The sequence below is a fragment of the Microcoleus sp. D2_18a_B4 genome, assembly GCF_036702475.1.
Lineage (GTDB): Bacteria > Cyanobacteriota > Cyanobacteriia > Cyanobacteriales > Microcoleaceae > Microcoleus.
On record NZ_JAUBTL010000017.1, the window covers coordinates 82,788 to 106,207 of the forward strand.

The 23,420-nt window shown below is 46.3% G+C and carries 18 protein-coding genes; 6 read left to right on the plus strand and 12 right to left on the minus strand.

From position 1 onward, the window contains the following. Positions 1-229: 229 nt before the first annotated feature. On the minus strand, positions 230-1,651 hold the full coding sequence (locus QUB04_RS12765) for an O-antigen ligase family protein (RefSeq protein WP_333284674.1): 1,422 nt from the start codon (positions 1,649-1,651) through the stop codon (positions 230-232). Positions 1,652-1,856: 205 nt separating this feature from the next. Here QUB04_RS12765 and QUB04_RS12770 point away from each other — a divergent pair, with 205 nt between their 5' ends. Together QUB04_RS12770 and QUB04_RS12775 are read left to right on the plus strand one after the other, a co-directional pair. Next, entirely contained in the window at positions 1,857-3,329 is a 1,473-nt protein-coding gene (locus QUB04_RS12770; protein WP_333284676.1) for a polysaccharide biosynthesis/export family protein, read from the plus strand. A gap of 135 nt (positions 3,330-3,464) precedes the next feature. Continuing rightward, entirely contained in the window at positions 3,465-5,801 is a 2,337-nt protein-coding gene (locus QUB04_RS12775; protein WP_333284678.1) for a polysaccharide biosynthesis tyrosine autokinase, read from the plus strand. 24 nt (positions 5,802-5,825) lie between these two features. Here the strand turns inward: QUB04_RS12775 and QUB04_RS12780 are convergent, their stop codons facing one another. Then, the gene (locus QUB04_RS12780) at positions 5,826-6,107 is read right to left on the minus strand and encodes a hypothetical protein (protein WP_333284680.1); all 282 of its coding nucleotides are present in this window, start codon (positions 6,105-6,107) and stop codon (positions 5,826-5,828) included. Between the two features lie 201 nt (positions 6,108-6,308). Here QUB04_RS12780 and QUB04_RS12785 point away from each other — a divergent pair, with 201 nt between their 5' ends. Then, a complete protein-coding gene (locus QUB04_RS12785) occupies positions 6,309-6,674 on the plus strand; it encodes a response regulator transcription factor (protein ID WP_039886668.1) in 366 nt (121 codons plus the stop codon). A 65-nt stretch (positions 6,675-6,739) separates the two neighbouring features. On the opposite strand, the gene QUB04_RS12790 is transcribed toward QUB04_RS12785, so the two are convergent. From QUB04_RS12790 to QUB04_RS12805, 4 genes are all read right to left on the minus strand, one after another. Next, positions 6,740-7,237 (minus strand): hypothetical protein, encoded by a 498-nt coding sequence (locus QUB04_RS12790; protein WP_333150221.1) that lies wholly within the window; start codon positions 7,235-7,237, stop codon positions 6,740-6,742. A 450-nt stretch (positions 7,238-7,687) separates the two neighbouring features. Then, on the minus strand, positions 7,688-10,606 hold the full coding sequence (locus QUB04_RS12795; RefSeq protein ID WP_333284682.1) for a response regulator: 2,919 nt from the start codon (positions 10,604-10,606) through the stop codon (positions 7,688-7,690). A 565-nt stretch (positions 10,607-11,171) separates the two neighbouring features. Continuing rightward, the gene (locus QUB04_RS12800) at positions 11,172-11,294 is read right to left on the minus strand and encodes a hypothetical protein (protein ID WP_333284684.1); all 123 of its coding nucleotides are present in this window, start codon (positions 11,292-11,294) and stop codon (positions 11,172-11,174) included. Then, complete coding sequence (locus QUB04_RS12805) at positions 11,272-11,562, minus strand: hypothetical protein (RefSeq protein ID WP_333284686.1); 291 nt, start codon at positions 11,560-11,562, stop codon at positions 11,272-11,274. Before QUB04_RS12805 ends, QUB04_RS12800 begins: the two co-directional genes overlap by 23 nt. A gap of 90 nt (positions 11,563-11,652) precedes the next feature. Here QUB04_RS12805 and QUB04_RS12810 point away from each other — a divergent pair, with 90 nt between their 5' ends. After that, positions 11,653-12,924, plus strand: a complete 1,272-nt coding sequence (locus tag QUB04_RS12810; protein WP_333284688.1) for a transposase — start codon at positions 11,653-11,655, stop codon at positions 12,922-12,924. A gap of 12 nt (positions 12,925-12,936) precedes the next feature. Here QUB04_RS12810 and QUB04_RS12815 read toward each other — a convergent pair whose 3' ends face one another. From QUB04_RS12815 to QUB04_RS12830, 4 genes are all read right to left on the minus strand, one after another. Further along, on the minus strand, positions 12,937-13,908 hold the full coding sequence (locus tag QUB04_RS12815; protein WP_333284689.1) for a response regulator: 972 nt from the start codon (positions 13,906-13,908) through the stop codon (positions 12,937-12,939). 287 nt (positions 13,909-14,195) lie between these two features. Beyond that, entirely contained in the window at positions 14,196-14,657 is a 462-nt protein-coding gene (locus tag QUB04_RS12820; protein WP_333284691.1) for a response regulator, read from the minus strand. Next, positions 14,620-16,578: a CHASE3 domain-containing protein gene (locus QUB04_RS12825; protein ID WP_333284693.1), complete on the minus strand. Its 1,959-nt coding sequence runs from the start codon at positions 16,576-16,578 to the stop codon at positions 14,620-14,622. Before QUB04_RS12825 ends, QUB04_RS12820 begins: the two co-directional genes overlap by 38 nt. A gap of 839 nt (positions 16,579-17,417) precedes the next feature. Then, positions 17,418-18,626: a 4-hydroxy-3-methylbut-2-enyl diphosphate reductase gene (locus QUB04_RS12830; protein WP_333284695.1), complete on the minus strand. Its 1,209-nt coding sequence runs from the start codon at positions 18,624-18,626 to the stop codon at positions 17,418-17,420. Positions 18,627-18,659: 33 nt separating this feature from the next. On the opposite strand from QUB04_RS12830, the gene QUB04_RS12835 reads away from it, so the two are divergent. Continuing rightward, positions 18,660-19,193, plus strand: a complete 534-nt coding sequence (locus tag QUB04_RS12835; RefSeq protein WP_333284697.1) for a GxxExxY protein — start codon at positions 18,660-18,662, stop codon at positions 19,191-19,193. A 125-nt stretch (positions 19,194-19,318) separates the two neighbouring features. Here the strand turns inward: QUB04_RS12835 and QUB04_RS12840 are convergent, their stop codons facing one another. Beyond that, positions 19,319-20,755 (minus strand): ammonium transporter, encoded by a 1,437-nt coding sequence (locus QUB04_RS12840; RefSeq protein ID WP_333284699.1) that lies wholly within the window; start codon positions 20,753-20,755, stop codon positions 19,319-19,321. A gap of 499 nt (positions 20,756-21,254) precedes the next feature. Continuing rightward, positions 21,255-22,172, minus strand: coding sequence for an SGNH/GDSL hydrolase family protein (locus QUB04_RS12845; protein ID WP_333284700.1), 918 nt, complete (start codon positions 22,170-22,172; stop codon positions 21,255-21,257). Between the two features lie 280 nt (positions 22,173-22,452). Here QUB04_RS12845 and QUB04_RS12850 point away from each other — a divergent pair, with 280 nt between their 5' ends. After that, a complete protein-coding gene (locus QUB04_RS12850; RefSeq protein WP_333284701.1) occupies positions 22,453-23,055 on the plus strand; it encodes an IS607 family transposase in 603 nt (200 codons plus the stop codon). The last annotated feature ends 365 nt before the right edge of the window (positions 23,056-23,420 follow it).

A 23,420-nucleotide genomic window follows, 5' to 3' on the forward strand; every position in this document is an offset into this window, starting at 1 on the left:
CTGGCAGGGTCGGCAATCTCGCAAAATTAGACTGGTTGATCCTATAACAACATATCACAACTTGAGGGAGCATCTCAATGAAAGCAGCCCACCTAGAAATTGGAGTTTGGAGGCAGGAGGCACGAGGCAGGAGGCAGGAGGAAAGAGGAAGAAGGAAGGAGCCAGAAGAAGTGTTTTTACAAATATGAGATGCTCCCCAAATTGACCCACGGTCCGCCCAATGCTTACTTCAATGGACAGTGCCAGCTAAAGAACGCCTTTGAGGGCTACTGGTGCTACTGTTAGAACTATTGTTAGCATTATCTATCGCCAGTCGAACCGTCAACATTGCGTAACTCAGCCAAGGATTTGCTATCTCTATAATATAACTTTCTGTGATGTTGCTTATAATAATAGACACTAGAAAACAAATAGGTATTCCCGCTTCTTCCAGGGTGCTACGACTCAAATACCGAACTGCGTAAGCTAAATTGAGCAGCAAGGAAGTCATCATTAAGATTAATCCCGGCCAACCGAAGGCTAACAAGATACCGAGCCCGCCATTGTGAGGATTTTTAGGTTGAAATCCATTAGGAGTATAAATAAAATAAGCAGGAGTACCCGCTCCTAACTTATCTTGTTGAAAAAATCCATCGTATCCGTAGCCAAACCAGGGGCGCTGATTGACCGCAGCCATTAACTGCGGCCAGAATTCTGTCCGCCCAGTTAGAGTCAAGTCTTTGCCTAAGCCACCTACAATAATATCCTCTAGGTTGTCTACTACAAAAACAGTCATAATTATGCTGACGACCAGGAAACATATAATCGCAGTAAAGGCCCACTGAAAACTTAATTTCTTTAGAAAGTTTAGTGACGACACTGCAATTATTAATAGGATTGTAATCACTAGAGCCGCGCTCGATTTATTAGCCCTTACTAGGTAAAATGAAAAGAACATCATTCCCAAAGCAATCCAGCGATCTTTCTGAGTTTTAGCTCCTTGAAAATAATGCAAATACCAAAATGCCGTACAGAGAGCTAAGACTCCCCCCAAAGAATTTTTAGATTGGGTTAAGCCAACAAAATCGCCTGCTCCAGGGGGTTCCATTACAAAACTTGCCAAACCGATCGCCGTGTATCCCCACCGCCAAAAACGAGATAAATCCTCCCATTTATATTGGGCTGCAATGTAAAACCCGAAAGCAGTAAATCCTGAAAAAGCTAGGCTTGCTCTTAGCGTTTCTTCAGGAACTAGAGACCATAATGTAGACAGTAAGGGAAGTAATATATAAAGTAAAAAGAAAGGATTCATTCTCAATATTTTGGCAAAAATATCTATGAAATTGCTCATAAAGATTTTAATTCTTGAAATCAAAATTAATACTACCCAGGGGTAAAAAAAATAAGGTATTAGTTTTAATATACCACCGTCTGGAGCTTTCAAATTAACAAAATGCAAGTAATTAAAAGGAGGTTGGATCAAAAAGGGAGAGATAAAAATATAAAGACCAGCAAAGCTTTTTTCTAAAGCCAAACCGATTTTTTTATAGCTAGAAAATTGAAATAATAGTATAGTTGCCATCCCGACTAGAGCAATTAGCATCAAAGTCAATGAAGAACTACCTAAAATCAGCTCTCTCAGCATATTGGGTAGAGACACTGGTTGATTCATAATTGCTTTCCTTTATCACCAACAATATCAAATTATATAGATATAAAATATAGCCGTCAACCCGCAACCACGCTAACACATAAATTAGGCATAAAGCAAAAATACAGCATCCTTTTTTCGGCGATCGCTTAAAATAATGAGCTTTTTGCCGATCACTAAAAAGGCTACACTTGTATAAATCATAGTCAATAAAATTAGGTGGTGTATGGTTAACACCCATTTTCCAAGACAGATAGCCCCGTCGGTTGTGGGTGTTGTCTTGTTTGCTTCCACTGTCATCGCTGACGCCAGAAGCACCCCGGCACAACTTCCCATCCCGCTAGGCGCAGACCAAGCCCAGACCGTTGCGCCCGTTAGGAGATCGCCGGAAAGCTATAAACTCGGCGGCGGCGATCGCATCCAAGTAGAAATACTCGAAGTACCCGAACTCAGCCGCGGCTACGAAGTCCTTTCCGACGGTTCAGTCAACCTACCCCTGATCGGCTTGGTCTCCATCCGGGGCCGCACCTTAGTAGAAGCCACCAACATCATCCGCAACGCCTACCGCCGCGTCCTCAAAGACCCCATAGTCACAGTCAGCCTCGTCGCCGCCCGCCCCCTCAACGTCGGCGTCATCGGAGAAGTCACCAGGCCCGGAAACTTCACCATTACCCTAACTCCCGGGCCGGGAGCCTCGCCGAGTGTCCAGTACCCCACCGTCACCCAAGCGATCAGACTCGCAGAAGGCGTCACGGGTGTCGCCGACATCCGCAACATCCGCGTCCGCCGTCCCCAACGAGACGGCCCCGATCAAGTGCTCAACGTCAACCTGTGGAAATTCTTGCAAGAAGGAGACATCTCTCAAGACATCATTTTGCAAGACAGAGACACAATCGTGATTCCCACAGTCGCCAACTTCAACCAAGCAGAAGCTCGTCAATTTGCGACGGCTAACTTTTCGCCACCCCCAGAAAAACCTCGATCGATCTCCATCGTTGGCCAAGTCACCCGCCCTGGGGCTTACGTCGTGATCGGCGGGAACACCACAAACGACCTCAGCCGCGAAGGTTTTCCCACCGTCATCCGGGCCATTCAGCTAGCCGGCGGCATCACCTCCGATGCCGACATCCGGCAAATCCAAGTGCGGCGCGTCACCAGAAGAGGCGAACAAATTATCCCAGTCAACCTGTGGCAGTTCCTAGAGTCCGGCGACGGCGCCCAAGATACCATCCTCCAGGAGGGAGACACGATCATCGTGCCCAAAGCTACGATCGTCAACCCTGCAGAAGCTGGCGTACTCGCGAGCACTAACTTTGCTCCCACTGGCATTAACGTTTTTGTAGTAGGAGAACTCAGAACATCCCTCGATCCCTTGAGGCTCCCAGCTAATGCCACACTGAATCAAGCTTTAGTTTCCAGAGGATTTTTTGGCTACGAGAATACCAGAGCTAGAAGGGATAAAGTTGAGCTAGTCCGCCTCAATAACGACGGTACAGCTACTAAACGGACGATCGAAGTCAATTTAACTCAAGGAATTAACGAAGAAACCAATCCTCAACTTCGCAACAACGACATGATTATCGTATCTCGCAGGGGTCTCGTCGATTTTGTCGATCGCATGAACGCTGTAATCGGACCTGTCGGGCCAGCTACGGGAGTGTTAAATTTTATAAACGTTCTCCGCTTTTTATTCAGGTAAGAAGGCGGCGGGTGAGGTGGATAATTCCTGGCAAAGGCTAGAATAAACTAAACAATAAGATTACCCAGCCGCGAGCTGGCCGCTTCAAAAATATCAACCTCAAAAATATCAACCTCAAAAATACCCAGGCTGAATATGGATAGCAGACAAGATTACCAACCCTTCACACCCAAATCGAATGGCAAACTGCCGGAGTTATCTGCTCAGAACTACAGAGATCACTTCGTAGAGGAGAGAGAAGAAGAAAAGCTAGACTTGTCCTGGCTGTTAGGCGTCGTGCGCCGTCGCTTCCTGGTCATGGCAGCAGCCACAATTGCTTTGAGCGCCCTGGCAGGAACAGCGATCGTCCTCACGTCTAAACAGATTACGATCGAGTATGAAGGCTCCTTTTCCTTGTTGGTAGAACCAGCCACGGCTGAAGGTTTGCTATCCAAACAATTAAACAACACCCAAGCTGCCGACTTAGCAAGAATTAATATAGAAGGAATTAGCCTACTAGACTACGAAACCCAAATTAGGATTTTGCGAAGTCCCAGAATGATGCAGCCAGTGATTGAGGAATTGCGGGCTTGGTATCCCAAAATGAGCTATAGCGAACTGAACTCAAAAATGTCGATCAACCGCATCAGCTACACGAAAGATGGTAAACAGCAAGGCACAAAAATTTTACAAGTTCGTTACAAAGATTCAAACCGAAAAAAAATTTACACGGTATTGGATAAAATTTCAAAAGCTTATCTAGATTACAGCTTGCAGCAACGGCTGACGGGCATTAATCAAGGTATTAAATTTATAGATGCGGAGCTGCCCAAGCTCCGAGAAAGAGTAGAAGTTCTGCAATTGCAAGTCCAAAGACTGCGGCAGCAGAGCAACTTGTTTGAACCCCAGCTAGAGGGAAGATCTCTGTCTGAACAAGTTCAAAGCATTCGGGGCAAGCAAGTAGAAATTAGAGTTCAGCTAAAAGGGATGCGAAACCTCTACCAAAGCTATGAAAAACTACTCAACGAAAATAATCCCCAGGGGCTGCTGATGACCCAAGGACAAGCTTACGGCGGACTCTTAGGTCAAATTCAGAGAATAGACTCAGAATTGTCATTAAAATCAGCTCAGTACAGAGAAGACAGTTTGCCAGTTTTAGCGCTGCGAAAAAGTCGGGAAGAACTGATTTTAACCGCCACTCAACAAGCAAAAGAAGTGGTGATGGGAAATTTAGAGACGCAAATCAAAGAAATTGAAGCGCGCGATCGCGAAATGACCGCTTTGCAAAATGCTCTCAACCAAAAAATTAGAAACTTTTCAGTTACAACCCGACAATACGACAATTTACAGCGGGAACTGCAAGTAGTTACTAAGAGTTTGTCGGACTTCTTGGCAAAACGAGAAGCCTTGCGGATTGATGCGGCTCAGGAGCAAATACCCTGGGTGCTGATAAATCCTCCGCAAATTCCGCTAGACAAATTCGGCAACCCCATAACAGCTACCGTCAAACAAACCAGAAAACAGTTAGCGCTGGCAGTAATTTTAAGCAGTCTGCTTGGCATAGCAGTCGGCTTGCTCGTAGAGGTACTAAATACTGTGTTCCACACTCCAGAATCACTCAGAATGGCCACAAGATTGCCAATACTCGGGGTGATTCCGTTTACAAAGAAAGTCAAGCGCCGACCGCCAGCTAGACAGAGGAAACTAACATCGGCTCGATCGAACTCGAAAGTGGAAGTAGTCGAACCGGCCGAAGCTAGACATACTGGTCCGATGAGCGGGGGGCAAAGTATTTTGAGCGACTTGGACTATCAATTTTTAGAAGCATTTCGATCGCTATACACGAACATTCACTTGCTGAGTGCAGGCACAGCAATTCGATCGCTCTTAGTCGGCTCAGCCGTAGCCGGAGACGGCAAATCTACAGTAGCTTTGCACCTAGCAGCCACAGCAGCAGCAGTCGGACAGCGAGTATTGTTAGTAGATGCAGATTTGCGTTGCCCGCAACTGCACGCTAAGTTAGGACTCCCAAACGTGCGTGGCCTGGGCGATGCCATCTCCACGGATCTCAGCCTCAACGACGCGATTCAACGAGCCCCGAACCAAGAAAATTTGTTCGTACTCACCGCAGGCCAAATTCCCCCCGATCCGATCAAGCTTCTTTCTTCCAAAAAAATGCAGTATCTAATGGAGCAATTTCAAGCATTTTTTGACTTAGTAATTTATGACACCCCGCCAGTAGCAGGCTTGGCAGACACCCACTTGATCGCAGCTCGCACAGACGCTACGATTATGGTCGTCCAAATTGGGCAAACAGACCGATCGCAAGTTCGCAAAGTTTTAGAAGAATTAAAAATTTCTGGAGCTTCCGTCTTGGGAATCGTTGCTAACGGCTGCAAAAACACCGGTCACAGCTACCGCCAGCGCCCGGTCGTTTTAGACACGCTCTACGACCAAAAACTATCGGCTTTAGGTACGAAAAATCCTAATTAGACAAATGTTGATGCAGGGAGCATCTCATATTTGTAAAAAAACTTCTTCTAGCTCCTTCCTTCTTCCTCTTTCCTTCTTCCTCTTTCCTTCTTCCTCTTTCCTTCTTCCTCTTTCCTCCTGCCTTCTGCCTCCTGCCTTCTGCCTCAAAACTCCAATTTCTAGCGGAGGGCTGCTTTCATTGAGATGCTCCCGTTGATGCAGGCAGCCGAGGGCCGCCGTCCTCAACCGGAAACGCACAACCAAGCTATACCCTGATTTTTTGATAATAGTACCATTTGAGAAAGAAAATGATAGACTAACGGACATAGCCTCCTGTGTCAACCGAGATTGCGCGGAACTTTAAATTTGGCCGAAATTACTCAGAAAATGATTGAGAAATCAGCAAAAGTGGGTAAACTACATTTAGCAGAGCGCAATCTCAATCAGGAAAAGACACCTTTGAAGGTGAACGTTAGTGTAAACGTTAATGAGAACGTTTCAACCCAGAAACTTGGTAGGGATTATTCTATGAGTACAGTTATGGTTGTTGATGATAGCGTCACTCTGCGGGAGATGATCGCCGACTTGCTCAAAGGTAGAGGACTCAACGTCACCGTAGCGAGTGATGGCGTAGAAGCTCTAGAGCAAATCAAGGCTAACCGCCCAGATTTAGTCGTTCTGGATATCGTGATGCCCCGGATGAACGGCTACGAAGTCTGTCGCCGGCTCAAAAGCGACCCTAAAACCCAAAATTTGCCGGTGGTAATGTGTTCGAGCAAAAGCGAAGAGTTCGATCGCTATTGGGGAATGAAACAAGGAGCCGACGCTTACATCGCCAAGCCATTTCACCCTCAAGAATTGGTCGGGACTATTAAGCAATTGCTGCGAGGTTGAGGTAGAGGAATAGGGACAGGAAAAAAATGTCTTGAGCGCTGATTATTTCTGCTCCCGCAGCCTCTCTAAACTACTCGATTGACAATAGTCCAAACATCCCCGTCCGATCGCACGTAGGGAACTGAAATACTCTTAAAACCCGTAATAAAAGGCTTGTAATAAACCTGCCAGTAGCTGGGACTAATTTGGTCGGCGATGGCTTTGAGTCCCTTCACTTCCGCCGCCAGTTCCGCCGCCAGTTCATTAATCCGTTCCGCGTGTCCCTGAGCTAGTAATCTTCCTTCTTCAACTTGCTCCTCCATCGGAGTGATTCTTTGCAACTTTACCGACTGCTGCTGTTTCTGACTTAGTTGAGCAGACAGAGCCGCGATCGCGTCATCTATACCCTTGACTTCTGCCGACACTTGTGCTGTTTCCCTCGCGTGACGACGATAAGCATCGGCGATCGCTTGGGGCGAATCACCGGCTGGGACAACATCGGCAATACTAAGCTGCTGGCGTTCCAGGCGCAATTCCTCAATTTGAGAGTAAATTGCCTCTATATCTGTTTGAAGTTTGTCCACCTAATTATTACCGCGTGGTTGTTGGATATTTTAGCATATTAACACAAACCAATCACCTAATCGGCATAGAAATTGCATATTTTAGGCGGGCTAGAAGCAAAGCCCCACAAGCAGAAGTTGAAGAGTTTGAAAAATACAAATTTTTATATTTCTCAGTTGAGCGATTCCGTCGATATCCAGTCCGGTTAATCAGGTGGTGTCCGGTAAAATCAGCATTATAGATTGGTAGTGAGGAAGGCAAGTACGAGCGAGTTTTACGAGGATTAAAGTCGCCACTACAAACACAATTCCCATTTACCATTTACCATTTACCATTTACCATTTACCATTTACCATTTACCATTTACCATTTACCATTTACCATTTACCAATTACCAATTACCAATTACCATTTACCATTTACCATTTACCATTTACCATTTACCATTTACCATTTATTAATAGAATTTTTTATGTTGTTAGCCCTTGCTGCCTCAACTTGACTATAGTCTCTACCAACACATCGGGTTGCACAGGTTTAGACAGATGCCGATCGAAACCCGCAGCAAAAGCACGATCGCGGTCTTCATCCCTAGCATAAGCCGTCAGAGCGATCGCCCAAAATTTCCCTGTCTGCGTGTTCCAAGAACGCAGCCTTCGTAGCAGCGAATAGCCGTCTTCCTCCGGCATTCCGATATCGCTGACCACAACATCCGGCTCAAACTGCGAAGCCACCTCAAACGCCTCAGCAGCAGACGATGCAGCCCTGACAGTGGCCCCGGAATCCCCCAAGACAAACCTCATAAATTCCCGCGAATCAACCTCGTCATCAACCAGCAAAACCTTAACTCCCAGTAAATTACCAGCGCCAGCCAAAACCTGCGCTTCCTCGCCGGCGATCGAATTTACCTGCATCGCAGGGAGACGGAAAGTAAAAGTCGATCCCATATCCAGTCCCGGACTGCTCGCCCAAACCGTGCCGCCGTGGAGTTCCACCAACTGCCGGACGATCGCCAGACCCAGCCCCAAACCGCTATAATTGCGAGTAATCGTAGCATCCGCTTGGCGGAAAGACTCAAACACGTAAGGCAAAAAATTCGGTGCAACCCCAATTCCCGTGTCGGTAACAGCCAACTCAACATCCGAATCAACTCTCGAAAGCCGGATTTCAACTCGCCCCCCGCGCGGCGTAAACTTAATCGCATTCGTCAGCAAATTCCAAATCACTTGCTGCAAGCGGCCGGGGTCTCCTGATACCCAAAATTTCGGATTTAACGGAGATTCAGGATTGCCAGAAATCTCCCCGGCTTCGGAAAACTCTGCAGTCTCCAAGCCCAAATCTACAATTGCAAACCGTAAATCGATCGACTTAGCATCGGCGGCCAACCGCACCGTATTCACCGCTGCTTCCACCATCGAAATCAAATTTACCGCACAAGGATTCAAAGTCAACTTGCCGCGAATAATTCTAGAAATATCCAGCAAATCATCAATCAATTGAGTTTGCAATTTAGCATTTCGCTCGATCGTTTCTAAAGCTCGCCCAGTAGCAGCCGGACTAAAACTGCGGTGCCGCAGCAGTTGCGCCCAGCCCAAAATCGCGTTTAAGGGCGATCGCAACTCGTGAGAAAGAGTTGCCAAAAACTCATCTTTCATTCGATTTGCTTGCTGAGATTCCTCGTAAAGTCGGGCATTGTCGATCGCCCCCGACACAGCCTGAGCCAACTGCATTAAAATAGTTTCATCATCTTCGGCAAACTCCCCCTCATACTTGTCCGACAACTGAATCAATCCCAGATTTCTGCCGTCCCGACCCGTCAGCGGTACAGCCAGCCAGCCCCGCATCGGCGGGCGCTTCCCTGCAGCCTTGCCGAACTCCCGCCAGGCCGGGTGAGCCTCTAACTCGCTTTGAGTCATTCGCATCGCCTGTTGCTGCTGACAAACTTGTTGGTAAATGCCCGTACCGTCTGGTTCTTCGCAGTAATCTTGCCACGCGGCGTATTTTTCTGACATGGAAAACTTGCTAATTCCCGCATCCCAGTTAGCCGCCGGGTTGAGGTTGACCGCTACCTGGTGGACTTCCAGAATTTGGCGGGCGCTATCGGCAGCTAACTGAAGTATTTCTGCCACCGACAGCGTGGAGTTGATAGCAACTGACGCGGAGGTTAACTTTTGCAGGCGGCGCAAATACGAGCGCTCGCGGGCCAACGCGCGCGAGCGCTCGTATTCTAACTGTTTGCGATCCGTAATGTCGATCGCCACGCCGAACAGCCGAAGGGGTGTGCCCGATGGGTCAAAAACCACCCGCCCTTTGTCGTGAAGCCAAATCACTGAGCCGTCGGGGCGCACGTGGCGGTATTCCGACTCGTAGACTCCCGTCCCGCTGAGTGCGGCATCCAAATCTGCCAAAAAGCTTTCGCGGTCTTCTGGATGCACCGTATTCTTTTTTTGCTCAAAAGTACCAAAGGTGCTGTCTGGGCCCAAACCCATCTGTGTTTCGGCATTGGGCGAACGGCGGACTTCCCCGGATGCCACATCCCAGCTAAAAGCGATCGTATTAGCTGCTTCTAGGGCAAAGCGCAAGTTTTCCTCGCTTTCTTGCACCCGGGCTTCCGATAATTTACGATCGGTAATATCCCAAACCACCCCGCTCGATCGCACCGATTTACCCGTATCATCATCAAAAAACTTGCCCCTACTCGCGATCCAGTGCAAGCTGCCGTCAGGCCAAATGACTCTAAATTCGTATTGGTATTCTATTTTGTTTTCTAAAGCCAAGGTAACAGCCCGGGCGATCGAGGCCTGGTCATCCGGGTGAATGCAGCTAAAAAAAGCTTCGTAAGTTCCCGCAAAACTGCCTTTTTCCAGCCCGAATAACAGTTCGTGTCCCTCCGACCAAACCACCTCGCCATTTAATAAATTCCAATCCCAAGTTCCCATTTTCGAGGCTTCGATCGCCAACCTCAGCCTTTCCTCCGAAATTGCCAACTGCGCCGACGTTTTCGCGTATTTCTCGCGCAACTGCTGATTTTTCAAGCTTTCGCCCACTGCCGCCGCCAGCCGCTTTAAGTGTCGCCCTTTGAACACGTAATCGCTCAAACCCGCTTTCATAGCTTCGACTGCCACTTGTTCGCTGCCACTGTCAGTACACATAATTACCGGACAATTTGGGTAGAGGCTGTGAACTTTGCGGAGAATAGTTAATCCGTCGCTCCAGTGCAGTTGGTAGTCGGTAATTACTATATCAAAACCCCCGGCAGTCAGGATTTGTTCGAGACTTTGGATATCAATAACGGACTTAATTTCTAAATCTGGAAAAGTTTTTCTCAGTTCTCGCTCGATCATCAGGCGATCGTTCGGGTTGTCGTCGATTAATAGAATAGACACCATTAGCCTTTTAGTTTTTGTATGGGCGCAAACATTCTTAAATCTAACAATATGTTATTGAGCAATCTCGACAATTTAAATATGTACTTGGTGGGTTAATTAGACTTGCCAATAATTTTATTGTATTTGCTTGTATTTTATTATATTTTAAAGCTAGTAATATCCTCAACAGGCCTTTTAGGGGCCTGTCCACAAGCAAATTAATTAATTAAGTAAGTTGTTGTCAAACAGATCAGAAAGCCGGCTCTGGCGGGAAAGGTGCAAGAGATTACTTAACTTTTACTATACTAATTGTTTATTCTGTCTTCTGGTGTGCACAAGCGGGTTGATTGATTCTTGGAGTTACAGCAGAATATTGCTGTTAAAACCCTCTTCCCTAGAACCTCATCTTTTAAATCCCGATTCACTGCGCGTTGCCGAACTTGCTTCCTCAACTCTGGCACTTGCGTAATTTTACCCAGAAGCTGGTACCGATTCCCAGAGTCGATTTCAGCCCGATCGCACCCCCCATCCGATCGACTCCTTTGTTCGCTATCGCCAGCCCTATTCTCGTCCCTGGATACACTTCTTAAGCGTGCAGGCGATCGAACAACCCAAAAATCCTCTCTTGAAATCTTTCTGCAATACCAATGCCGTTGTCTTCTACCCAAAGATAGATATATTCTTCCTCAGCTTCTGCATAAACTCGCACCTGCGGCTCTATCCCAGGCTGCACGAACTGGTGGAGCGTTGGAAAGCAAGTTAGTCAAGACTTGCAGCAGCGTAGCAGGATGGGCCAACACCGTAGGTAGGGGTTGAACAACCGTTATCCGAGCTTGTTTTTCGGCAATTTCCGCCTCTAGTTGCGCGATCGATCGAGCCACAATTAAATGAAGAGAGACTGCTTTTAGTGGCAAGTTAGCTTTGCTGAGGCGGCTGTACTCTAGCAAATTTTCGATTAAAGTATTGTGAAACTTCATTAAGTTTGTAAGCATCAATCAACAACAGTAGTATCATATTATCATAGTAGTCGAGTAAAAAACACATGACTTAAAGGATGGAAACCTTAAATGCAACTAGCAGAGAGGCACATCATTAAATCTACGGAACACCGGTTCGCACTGATTGATGAATTAGCTTTTAAATCCAAGAATCTCTACAATGCCGCTAACTACGTCATTCGTCAGAGTTTTGTCTATGGATGGGGTTATATCAACTATAATGCAATGAACCGTTTGATGAAATCTCATCAAGCATACAAGGCTTTACCAGCTAAAGTCAGTCAACAAATCTTGATGGTATTGGACAAGAATTGGAAATCGTTTTTTGAAGCGGTTAAAGCTTACAAAATTGATTCCTCTAAATTTACTGGTCGCCCTAAGCTACCGAAGTATAAAGATAAAGTCAAGGGTCGGAATATTCTTGTCTATACAGTTCAGGCGATTAGTAGCCAGCAATTAAAGAAAGGAATTATTAAACTTTCGGGTATGGCAATTTTGATAAAAACCAAAGTGAAACCCGATCTAATTTGCCAAGTTAGACTGGTTCCCAAGTGCGATTCCTATGTGATTGAGGTAATTTATGATGAGCCGGAGTCCACCGTCAGCGACGATAAATCTATAGCTAGTATTGATTTAGGACTGAATAATTTGGTGGCGCTAACTTCAAATCAGCCGGGTTTCGTCCCTCTCCTGATTAACGGGCGACCATTGAAATCAATCAACCAGTTCTACAACAAACGTAAAGCACAGTTACAGTCCCAATTGAAAGGAAGTCGCAAAAGTTCACCTCGCATTCAGCGCATAACTCGCTGTCGCAACCAAAAAGTCGATAATTACTTGCATCACGCCAGTCGGCTAATAATCGGTATCTTGGTCGCCAAACAAATTGGGACGCTAGTAATTGGCAAGAATGCACAATGGAAAACCGAGATTGATTTAGGAAAGCAAACCAACCAAAACTTCGTCAGTATTCCTCACGCTCGATTAATTGAGATGTTGGAATACAAAGCTCGACTGGTTGGGATTAAGGTGATCGTGCAAGAAGAATCTTACACATCTAAGTCGAACTTCCTGAATCTAGATCCGATTCCTCTGTACGGGCATACTGGCACTGATGATGTCGCATTTAGCGGTAAGCGAATCAAGAGAGGTTTGTACAGAACATCAATCGGTCAATTAATCAACTCCGATGTCAACGGGTCTTACAATATCCTCAGAAAAGCAATCCCAAATGCGTTTAGCAATGGGATAGAGAGCTGCGTAGTTCAGCCGAGGCGGGTCAATCCGCTCAAAGTAAAAGTGAAAGGGGAGGGACTTAATGCCTCCCATGCCATGTCATAAACGACTATACTTTTACCAGCTATTCATCAGACTTGCAGCGTCCTTAATCCGATACAAGTAATCCTGTGCGGTAGCCTCCAACTCGCTGGCTTTATCTTTAAGCAACATTTCAGCAAAAAACGAAATTCCCCGCAGAGGAGCGCGCAAGTCGTGAGAAACTGAATAGGTAAACGATTCGAGCTGTGCATTAACTTCTTCTAACTCAGCAGTACGCTCTCTCACCCGCTCTTCCAAAGTTTCATTAAATTCCCGCAAAGCAAGTTCAGCCTGCTTGAGCTCAGTAATATCTTCAACCAATCCCTCAATGGTACTTTCACCTTCTGCGCTGTAGAGATATTGAGTAAACCGAATCCATTTTACTCGACCGTCTGGCAAAGGAAATGTAATTTCGATATTTTGAGACCGAGACTCCCCGGAATCTAGGGGTTGCACAAACAATTTCTGAAGATAAATCCCTTGGACATCTGCTAAATTGCTGGCATCAAACAAGCGCAAAAAAGCTTGATTGCTTTCCAAAAGCTGCCCCTCGGAAGTCGCTCGAAAAACTCCGACATTTAAGTGTTCTAGCAGAGAATGAAGTTGATTTTCCAGTCGGGCGACTCGTTCCCAGGCGGCAACTCGATCGAGCACTGCGCGAACCGTAACGCAAAGGCGGACATAGTGCTTCGGCGACTTGATAATGTAGTCGTCCAATCCTGATTTCATTGCCTCTACAGCAATTTCTTCGTTGCCAGTATTCGTAAACATTACAATCGGGCATTCTGGATAACTAGCTTTAATAGTTTTCAGCACATCTAAACCGTTCGTCCAGCGTAGTTGGTAATCAGTAATTACCAGATGGAATCCCCCTCGATTCAGTGCTTCTCCGAATAATCTATCGTCAAAAATTTCCGTTATTTGCAATTGCGAGAATTGCCGATCTAATTCGCGTTTGACCAGCAGCCTATCTGTTGGGTTGTCGTCAATTACCAAAATGTGTAGCACTGTAACAATTAATAATTTTGCTATTAGCTAGAGTGGCGATATATATTATCATAAAAATGTTAGAAATCGCCCCTTTAAGATGATACAGGACGGGCTTAAGCTGTCGCGCATTTAAACTGTATATTCAGGGCGGGCGCGACGCCCAACCCCTACTCCCCACAAGACTTTAAATGTTTTTGACATACAATTTAAAGGCAGAACAGCTTACTCACTAGAAACTTAATTTACTCGTTACCCGAAAGAGCCTGGTAACGAGTAAACAAGCAATAAAAACCGGGAAACGGCTACTACAAACCAGACAATTCTCTAGGTTCCGGCAGTTCGCTATAGTTGAGCCAATACTCGCTAAAACTCTGCATCATTTCCAATAAAGAAGCAAACCCGACCGGTTTAACCAAATAAGAATTTACCCCTAAATCGTAAGCGCGCTTGACATCAAGTGTTTGCCTAGAAGAAGTAAGCATAACCACCGGCAAGCGTTTTAGTTCCGGCTGCTGCCTCAGCCAAACTAGAACTTCGTGACCGGATCGCCTGGGCAATTTCAAGTCTAGTAAAATTATCGCAGGTAAAGGATAGCGATCGCGATCGCCGTATTCTCCGTCCCCATTTAAATAAAAAACCGCTGCATCTCCATCTCGCACAATTTGCAGCGAAGTATTAGCAAAAGTCTCATGGCGAAATGCCCGCTGCATCAATAGAATATCAACAGGGTTATCTTCCACCAGCAAAATCGTCTGCGTTTCGGTCATGCTTCCTCAGTTGTATCCAAAATCGACTGCCTTGTCCTAATTGAGATTCCACTCCAACTTGACCGCCCATGCGATCGACTCCTTTTTTTACAATAGCTAATCCTATACCAGTTCCGGGGTAAGACTCAATACCGTGCAGCCGTTCAAAAACCCCAAAAATGCGTTTTTGATGTTCTGGAGCAATACCGATGCCGTTGTCTTCTACCCAAAGACGGATGAAGCCGACTGGCAATAGAGGGCTGGTCATAAGTAACTGAGAATGCTCCCACTGTCCCACAGTTCCCCTTTCCAATTCTCCCCCTGTATCCCTGTCTGTCTGTCCCTCTTGAGGCAGCTCCAGTTCCTCGGCCCATATCTCCACTTGGGGTGATACGCCTTCCACAAATTTTATAGCATTGGTGAGCAGATTGGCGATTACTTGAACTAAAGTAACGCGGTGGGCAATTACCGCAGGCAAGGGTGATTGAACACTGATTTGAGCGTGGCTGGATTTAGCGTCGGCTTTTACCATAGCAATTGCCTCGGCCACAGCAGATTCTAAGTCTAAAACTTGCAGCGATAAATCAGTGCGGCTCAGGCGGCTGTAAGCTAGCAAATCTTCGATTAATTCTTCTAGTTGTTGCCCAGAATTAACAATTTGCTGGGCGTATTCTTGACCAAGTTCGTCGAGGATGTCACGGTAATCTTCTAATAAAGCTTCAGCTAATCCCTGCATTCCCCGCAGGGGAGCCCGCAAATCGTGGGCGACGGTATAGGTAAAAGCTTCTAATTCTTCGTTAGCTGCTTGAAGTTGATTTGTGCGGAGTTCCACTCGCCTTTCTAAGGTAGCGTTGAGCATCCGAATTTCTGCTTCTGCTTGTTTGCGCGCAGTTATGTCAATGGCGGTACTAATTACTAAACTTCTGCCGTCGGAAAGCTCGCCTAAAGGTGCGGAATAAAAGTCCCAAATTCGAGTTTCGCCACTGGCTGTGGCAATCATATATTCGCCTTCAGAAATGCGCGTGTTTAATTGGTGCAGCCGATCGATATCTGCTTGCACTAGCGATTTGCGGTTGTGGTAAGCTTTTTCTGTCCAATCTTCAATTGTGGGAATTTCTGAGTATTCGTACCCTGAGAGTTCTGTCCAAGCGCAGTTAATTTGCAAAACTTGTCCGTTTTCAGCGTGCAGCATAATGGGCAGCGGTGCGTTGAGAATGGCGAGGCGGAAACGTTCTTCGGTTAATTGTAGGAAGTGGCGATCGTGTTCTAGCTGTTCTAAGAGTTGATTTTGCTTGATTTCGGCATTGTCGCGCAAAGTTCGATCGCGCTTCACCAAATAGTAAACCAACAGCATCAACAGGAAATTTACTAAAGTGGCAACGGTAAAAGTCAGGATTGTCAAAGTAGCGCTCGTTTGAGATTCTCGGGCACGCTGCTGCAATAGCTGAGTTTCTTCCGCAGTCATGGTGGCTATCTGCTGCCGAATGCCGCCCATGATTTGCTTTCCCCTACCGGATTTTACTTCCCGCAGGGCTGCTTCTAACTTTTGTTGGCGTCGCAGATTTATGGTTCCTTCAAGTTCGGCTAATTTAGAGTCGATCGCAATTTTCAAGTTGCGAATGCGCTGTTGCTGCCGATTATTGTCAGCCGTTAGCTGCTGCAATTCGACTACTTGCTCGTTGATGCGGGCGATCGCGCTGTGATAGGGTTCTAAATACCGTTCTTCTCCCGTCAGCAAATAACCGCGCTGTCCGGTTTCAGCATCTTTTAAGGTGGAAAGCGTAGCTTCGAGTTCGGTTAAAACTCGGTGAGTGTGGCCTACCCGGCGTTCGTTTTCGACTAACTTGAGAGTATTGCGATAGGAAGTAGTCGCATTGAAAATCAGCAGCGCCACGGCCATTCCGATACCTGCGGTGATTTGGCGAGTCAGGGATTGTTTCATGAAATACTCGGCACGCGAGTCCTGCTTTTTTTTATTTTAGCTGGATACGGACTACTCGAATTTTGGGGGCGGTCAGAGACGGCGACTAAAGGCTATAAATTGAAGGCTCAAATGTGCGATCGATCTTGTTTCTAATTTAGCCTCGCTCCTCTTCGCATCCCCCTTAAGTCGGAGATGGCATAAATCGCTCTCTTGCGTCTCGTGATTCAGGCAGACACCAGACAATCTAGGATAGCCTGCAAAGCTTAATTCGCCTTTTTTTGCATCAATTTTTGTATCGTTCCTGTTCCTTGGGCAGTTTCAAATTGCGGCGCAAAGAAAAGAGTTTTTACCTATTGACTCCAGTTGATTTTTGGGGTATATTTTAAATAATGGAAGTGGTGACATAAATTTAAATTTTGCTACTATTCCCATTATTAAATAATACATTATCAAAATAGCCAAGTCAAGCTTTTTACCCCCAAAAAAAAGGCGAATTTTTAATATATTATTTAAAAAATAATCTTTTGGAGGGAGGGAGAAATTCACAGAAGCGATGACGCGGGTGAATAGTATCAGAAATCAGAAATGCGAGCGATCGGGTAATTGGGGAGAATTAAGGGGTTGAAATTATAGCGGTTCTCAAGCGTAGTGAGGTATGCCCTATGCCCTATGCCCTATGCCCTATGCCCTATGCCCATGAGTACCTCATCTTTCTGAGAAAGGCTATAGTTTAACATCGGAATTATATCTTTTTACGAGCGAGCGTCTCGATCGCACTGGCAAAGAGACACTCGCGCTGCACTGAGAAAATTAACTGAGAAAATTATGATTCCGAGTGCAGTGCCGAAACAATATAATTACACAATCGCAGCCGCTGATTTCATCGCGAAAATGCGATCGATCGCATCTTCAACAACCTTATCAGGCGTAGAAGCACCCGAAGTCACGCCCACCACAATTTTACCATCCGGTAGCCAACCTTCAGTTACGACCAAATCTCCCCCCAAAGGCTTGTGTTCGATCCGATTTCCCGGTAAAATGCGCTCCGCACAATCAATGTGATAAGAAGGAACAGTTTTGTCGATCGCAATTTCCTGCAAATGCGTAGTATTAGAAGAATTAAAACCCCCAATCACCAGCATCAAATCCAACTTTTCTTCAACCAAACTCAACATAGCATCTTGGCGTTCCTGAGTCGCATCGCAGATAGTATTAAAACTCTGAAAATGCTCGTTCAAATTCTCCGGCCCGAACTTCCGCATCATCGTTTTTTCAAACAACTTGCCAATATTCTCTGTCTCAGTTTTGAGCATAGTAGTTTGGTTAGCAATCCCAACGCTTTCCAAATCCCGATCCGGGTCAAAACCAACAGAATAAGCCTTACTAAACTTAGCAAGAAACTCAGCGCGATCGCCCCCATGCAATATATAATTGCTGACATATTCAGCTTCTTGCCAATTCAGCACAATCAAATACTTATCAGCAAAAGAACTCGTAGCAACAGTTTCCTCATGCTTGTACTGACCGTGAATAATCGAAGTGTAATCCTTTTTTTTGTGCTTTTCAACAGTATTCCAAACCTTAGAAACCCAAGGACAAGTAGTATCAACAATCTTGCAGCCCTTATCATTAAGCAACTGCATTTCTTGGACACTCGCTCCAAAAGCAGGTAAAATTACCACATCGCCACTATCGACAACCGAAAAATCTTTCTGCCCCTTTTCAACAGCAATAAAACCAACTTCCATATCGCGCAAATGCTGATTCACAGACGGATTATGAATAATCTCATTAGTAATCCAAATCCGTTCCGAGGGGAAATGCTGGCGAGTCTCGTAAGCAATAGCTACAGCGCGTTCCACCCCCCAGCAAAACCCAAAAGCCTGAGCGAGTCGGATCGTGACTGCGCCGCGTTCCAGCCTGTAATTATTGTCGCGAATTTGCTGGATCAGACTGCTTTGATAAGCCGTCTGCATTACCCCAGCTACCTCAGCTTCGTGTCCGAAACCCTTGCGGTGGTAGTTTTCCGACTGTTGGAGCGATCGTTTAAAAGCTTTAGTATCCATGCGGTATCGAGTAGAAATCTAGGTTAATTACCTTTGATTTTAGAATGCCTGGGGTGCGATCGGGCTTATTGGCTCAGTAGCGAAGAGGGGATATGCTATTTATACGATCGACACATGGACAGGGAAGAAGGAATGAACCGCGAAGACGCGAAGAACGCGAAGGAAGAAGAAAGAAGAATGAGACAATTGGGCGAACAGCTAGAACAGTTGGCTTATAGAGTGATTGGGGCGGCTATTGAGGTGCATCGGCTTTTGGGGCCAGGATTTTTAGAATCAGTGTATCAGGAATCCTTAGAAGTTGAATTTCGGATGCGGGGGATAGCTTGTCACCCTAAAAAGCCAGTAGCAATCACTTACAAAGGTTATCCAGTGGGCGAAGGTCAATTAGACTTTCTGGTTGGCGATATCCTCATTGTCGAATTAAAAGCTGTCGAAAAGCTAGCTCCCATCCATGAAGCCCAAGTTATCTCCTATCTTAAAATGACCAAAAACACCCTAGGCCTTCTGATCAACTTCAACGTTCCGATCCTCAAAGAAGGCATCAAACGCATAATTCTCTCATCTTAACCCTTCTTCCTCTTCCTTCTTCGCGCTCTTCGCGCCTTCGCGGTTCGTTAAAAAAAACTTAAAAAAATTGCAGAGACCAAGATTGCTGAGTCTCTGCACGATCGAACTCCCACAGAAAATCAGCTTCAAACCTTCTTCGGCGCAAAAGGAGAACTCGATTCAAACGAACTGAAACCGCCGGCGAAATCCTCACCGTAAGCTTCTTCCCCGTGCTGGCCGATATCCAAACCTTGGTCTTCAGCAGATGAGGGCACTCGCAGTTCCATAAACTGTTCCAAAATTTTCAGGATCACAAAAGTGCCGACAGCCGCAAACAGGTAAGTAACTAGAACGCCTACAAACTGGGTCACAATTAGCCCCGGATTCCCGGCAAACAGCCCGTTATTTCCGGCTGCGTTAACGGCTTTAGTCGCAAACACGCCAGTCAGAATCGCGCCCACAGTTCCGCCGACGCCGTGAACCGGGAAGGTATCCAAGGAGTCGTCAAATCCCAGCTTAGCCCGGAAACTAACGGCAAAGAAGCAGCAAACCGAAGTGATCGATCCGATCAAAAGCGCTCCCACTGGCAGCACGAATCCAGCCGCAGGTGTGATTCCCACCAATCCCGCGAGGAAACCGCTAGCAATTCCCACTGCTGTCGGTTTGCCTCTGAGCACCCATTCCACAATTGTCCAAGTTAAACCGCCGGCTGCTGCAGAAATCATCGTGGTGACAAAAGCCACTGTTGCTAAAGAACCAGATCCCAAAGCGCTACCGCCGTTGAAGCCAAACCAGCCGAACCACAGCATCCCAATTCCCAGCAAGACGTAGGGTACGTTGTGAGGGGTGTGGGGCTTGTTCAAGTGGTCTTTGCGGGGCCCGATCATCCAAGCTGCGACAACGGCAGAAACACCGGAACTAATGTGTACGACTGTGCCGCCGGCAAAGTCCAGAGATCCGATCGCCGCCAGCCAGCCTCTACCCCAAACCCAGTGGGCTAAAGGAGAGTAGATGAAGGTAGACCACAGCAGCACGAACCAGAAATAGGTTTTAAATGTTACCCTTTCGACGATCGCCCCGGAAATCAAGGCTGGAGTGATGATGGCGAACATCATCTGGTAAACCATGAAGACTTGGTGGGGTATTGTCGGTGCGTAGCCGATCGGATCTGGGGTGTCCGCCGTGACGTTGTTCAAGAACATCCAGTCGAAACCGCCGATGAAGCTTTCGATCCCTTGACCAAACCCTTTATCATTGAGGTTGCTGGCGGTGACATCAAAGGCTAAACTGTACCCCCACAACGTCCAGGTGACGCCGATCGTTCCCATCATCACCAAGCTCATCATCATGGTGTTGAGGACGTTGCGCGATCGCACCAGTCCCCCGTAGAAAAACGCCAGCCCCGGTGTCATCAGCAATACCAGTGCTGAGGAAACCAACATCCAGGCCGTATCGCCGCTGTTGATCGGATTCGGCGCCACCGCAGCCGCGGCACCAGCATCTTGAGCTAAGGCATTGTCCATCAGCGGCCCGCTTAACAGCCACAGCGCCATGATGCCGATCGTTAAACTTTTTTTGATCACGTTAGTTGTACCTTTTCATACTCAGCAATTTTCAGGGAAGACCGAGCCGATTTTAGATGCGAGGATTTTAGATGCAATAGTTATTTGGTTTTAAGTCCGTGTTTTAGCGGAACAAATCTTCAATAGATAATTCCCCAATCCTCAACCTCCCGACTTCGTATAGCCGGACTCATCTAAATTCGTCAACTATCAATCTAATGGTCTATGCCTTTTGGATTGCACCATTTGTACAAACAGTTATTCTGTATCACCCTATACTAAATAGCTAACTATCATATTTCTTAATGTATCAGTCGCTACTTGACATAGCCAGTAACAACACAGTAATCGGAGAGGGGGAGAGTTGGGGAGAATAGGACTTCATCCTTTATTTTTCTAACTAAGGACTAATGACTAAGGACTCATGACTAAGGACTCATGACTAAGGACTCATGACTAAGGACTAATGACTAAGGACTAATGACTAAGGACTAATGACTAATGACTAATAACTAATGATTCATGACTCATTTTTCAACTGCATCTGATCGAACAGTTGCAGGGCCGATCGCCAAACCAGATAACCTTGATCGTTAAGGTGCAAGCCATCTGTGCTGAGTTCAGTTGGCAAATTGCCCTCAGCATCCGCAAACAGCGGGTACAAATCCAGATACAAAACATTTTCCGAACTAGCAATTTCTTTCAGCCGTCGATTTATTGCCCTAATCCGACTGTTAGGAATCGCCAACAGCCGATCGCGATTTTCCCAAGTAGCTTGTTCCCCGCTGTGGGGCAAAATCGACTGCACAACTACTTGTGCTTTGGGGTGAGCCCACCGCAAATCGCGAATAATCTGCCGCTGGTTGTCCAAAATCCCTTCGTCGCTGGCCCCCCGCAACAAATCGTTAATCCCGATCATCACAAACACCGTATCCGGGGCAGTTCGATCGAACAACTGCAACCGCTTCAGCAAACCCACGGAAGTCTCCCCCGAAATCCCTTGATTCAGCCAAATTCGATCGACTGGTAACAGCTTTGTCGGAAACCACATACTCAGAGAATCCCCAGCCAAAACACTCAGTCTTGAGGGTCGATTCGCCGCCACCGCCTCAGCTTCGCGACCCAACTGCGTCACCCACTGCTGGTAAGTCCATTTATGTCGCGGCCCGGGAACGGGCACGTCTAGCACTGCCTTTGCAGAGATCGCCGGTTGGTCAATTTGTTCCTGGGCCACTTCTGCCGTCACCGCATCATTCGCCTGGAAGCTTTCTGTCAAGTTGTTTCCCCGCAGCAGTAGTTGAGCGACTGTAAGTATCAGTACCCCGTTCGTCACCAAAGATAGCAAAGCCCAAACCGGAACAGTTTTCGATCGGCTAACTTCCATCCCTAAGAGGGATTTATGAGTTCTACTTCTGCTACCTCCTCCAAACTTCTCCATAAACTCAAGCTATTTGCAGCCATCACACCGAATAATTTGCACTGATTGCTGCATCAAACTTTACCGCTCAATTAAAGCCTCAATTCTTGTAATAATCAAGCACTGTGCTGTGTTGGGCGCGACGGCGATGCAGAACTTTGCTTTTTCGCACTACTTTACCATAAAAAATCTGCCTACCAAACTTTCTTGCCATAAATCGGATTTGCCCAACCCGCAGACCGGGACAAAAATATATCTAAAACTTACCGAAATTACCCATTTCTGATGCTAAAATCCAAAAATGAAAAAATTAACTATAACAGAAGCAGCCAAACTTAAAGGTGTGAGCGCTTCCACCTTGCGCCGGTGGGAAGCCGAAGGCAAGCTAATACCCGAACGCACCGCTAATGGTCACAGACGCTATGACCTAGCTCATCTTCTCGGCTTAAAACCCAACGGCGCTTTAACCATAGCTTACGCTCGGGTTAGCAGTCAAAACCAAAAAGATGATTTAGACAGACAAAAACAAGTTTTGGAATTGTTTTGTGCATCTCAGGGATGGCAATTCCAAATCATTGAGGATGTAGGTTCTGGGGTTAATTACAGTAAGGGGGGTTTACAACATCTAATTCGGGCGATCGCAGACAATCAAGTAGAAAGGTTGGTATTAACTCACAAAGACAGACTGCTGAGATTTGGGTCTGAACTAATTTTTAATTTGTGCGAACACTTTGGGACAGAGGTAGTGATTATAAATCAAACCGAAAATACTAGCTGTGACGAGGATTTAGCTAAAGATATACTAGAAATAATCACTGTTGTCTCCGCCCGCCTTGATGGCAGCAGGAATCCCAAGAACAAGCGCGTCGTTGAAGAACTGAAAGCAATTGCGGGTAAACTCTAATCAATACACCCGTTTGCAAAGTTCGTTAGTTACAGATTCTCAATTACCAATTACCAATTAGCGGCGCACATCTCATGCAATCGAAAACTACTGTATGTAAGGTGTTGCATAATAGCGGGATGATTTTGATTTTTTTGTCGGATGGACTCTCGTAGCTCGAAGGCGTGTATTTTCACAGCAGGCGGGACACCTCAGCATAATCATCCTCAAATTGTGCAACGCCATATGTCAGCCATTAAAGGTCAACTAAAAATAAAAATATGCCCGCGTTCGTATCGAAGATTGAAACGCGAGCACAACGATAGACAGCCTTAAGTTGGCGGGTATTTCAGATTCGGGTGTTTCTGAATAAAGGGGTGAATTAG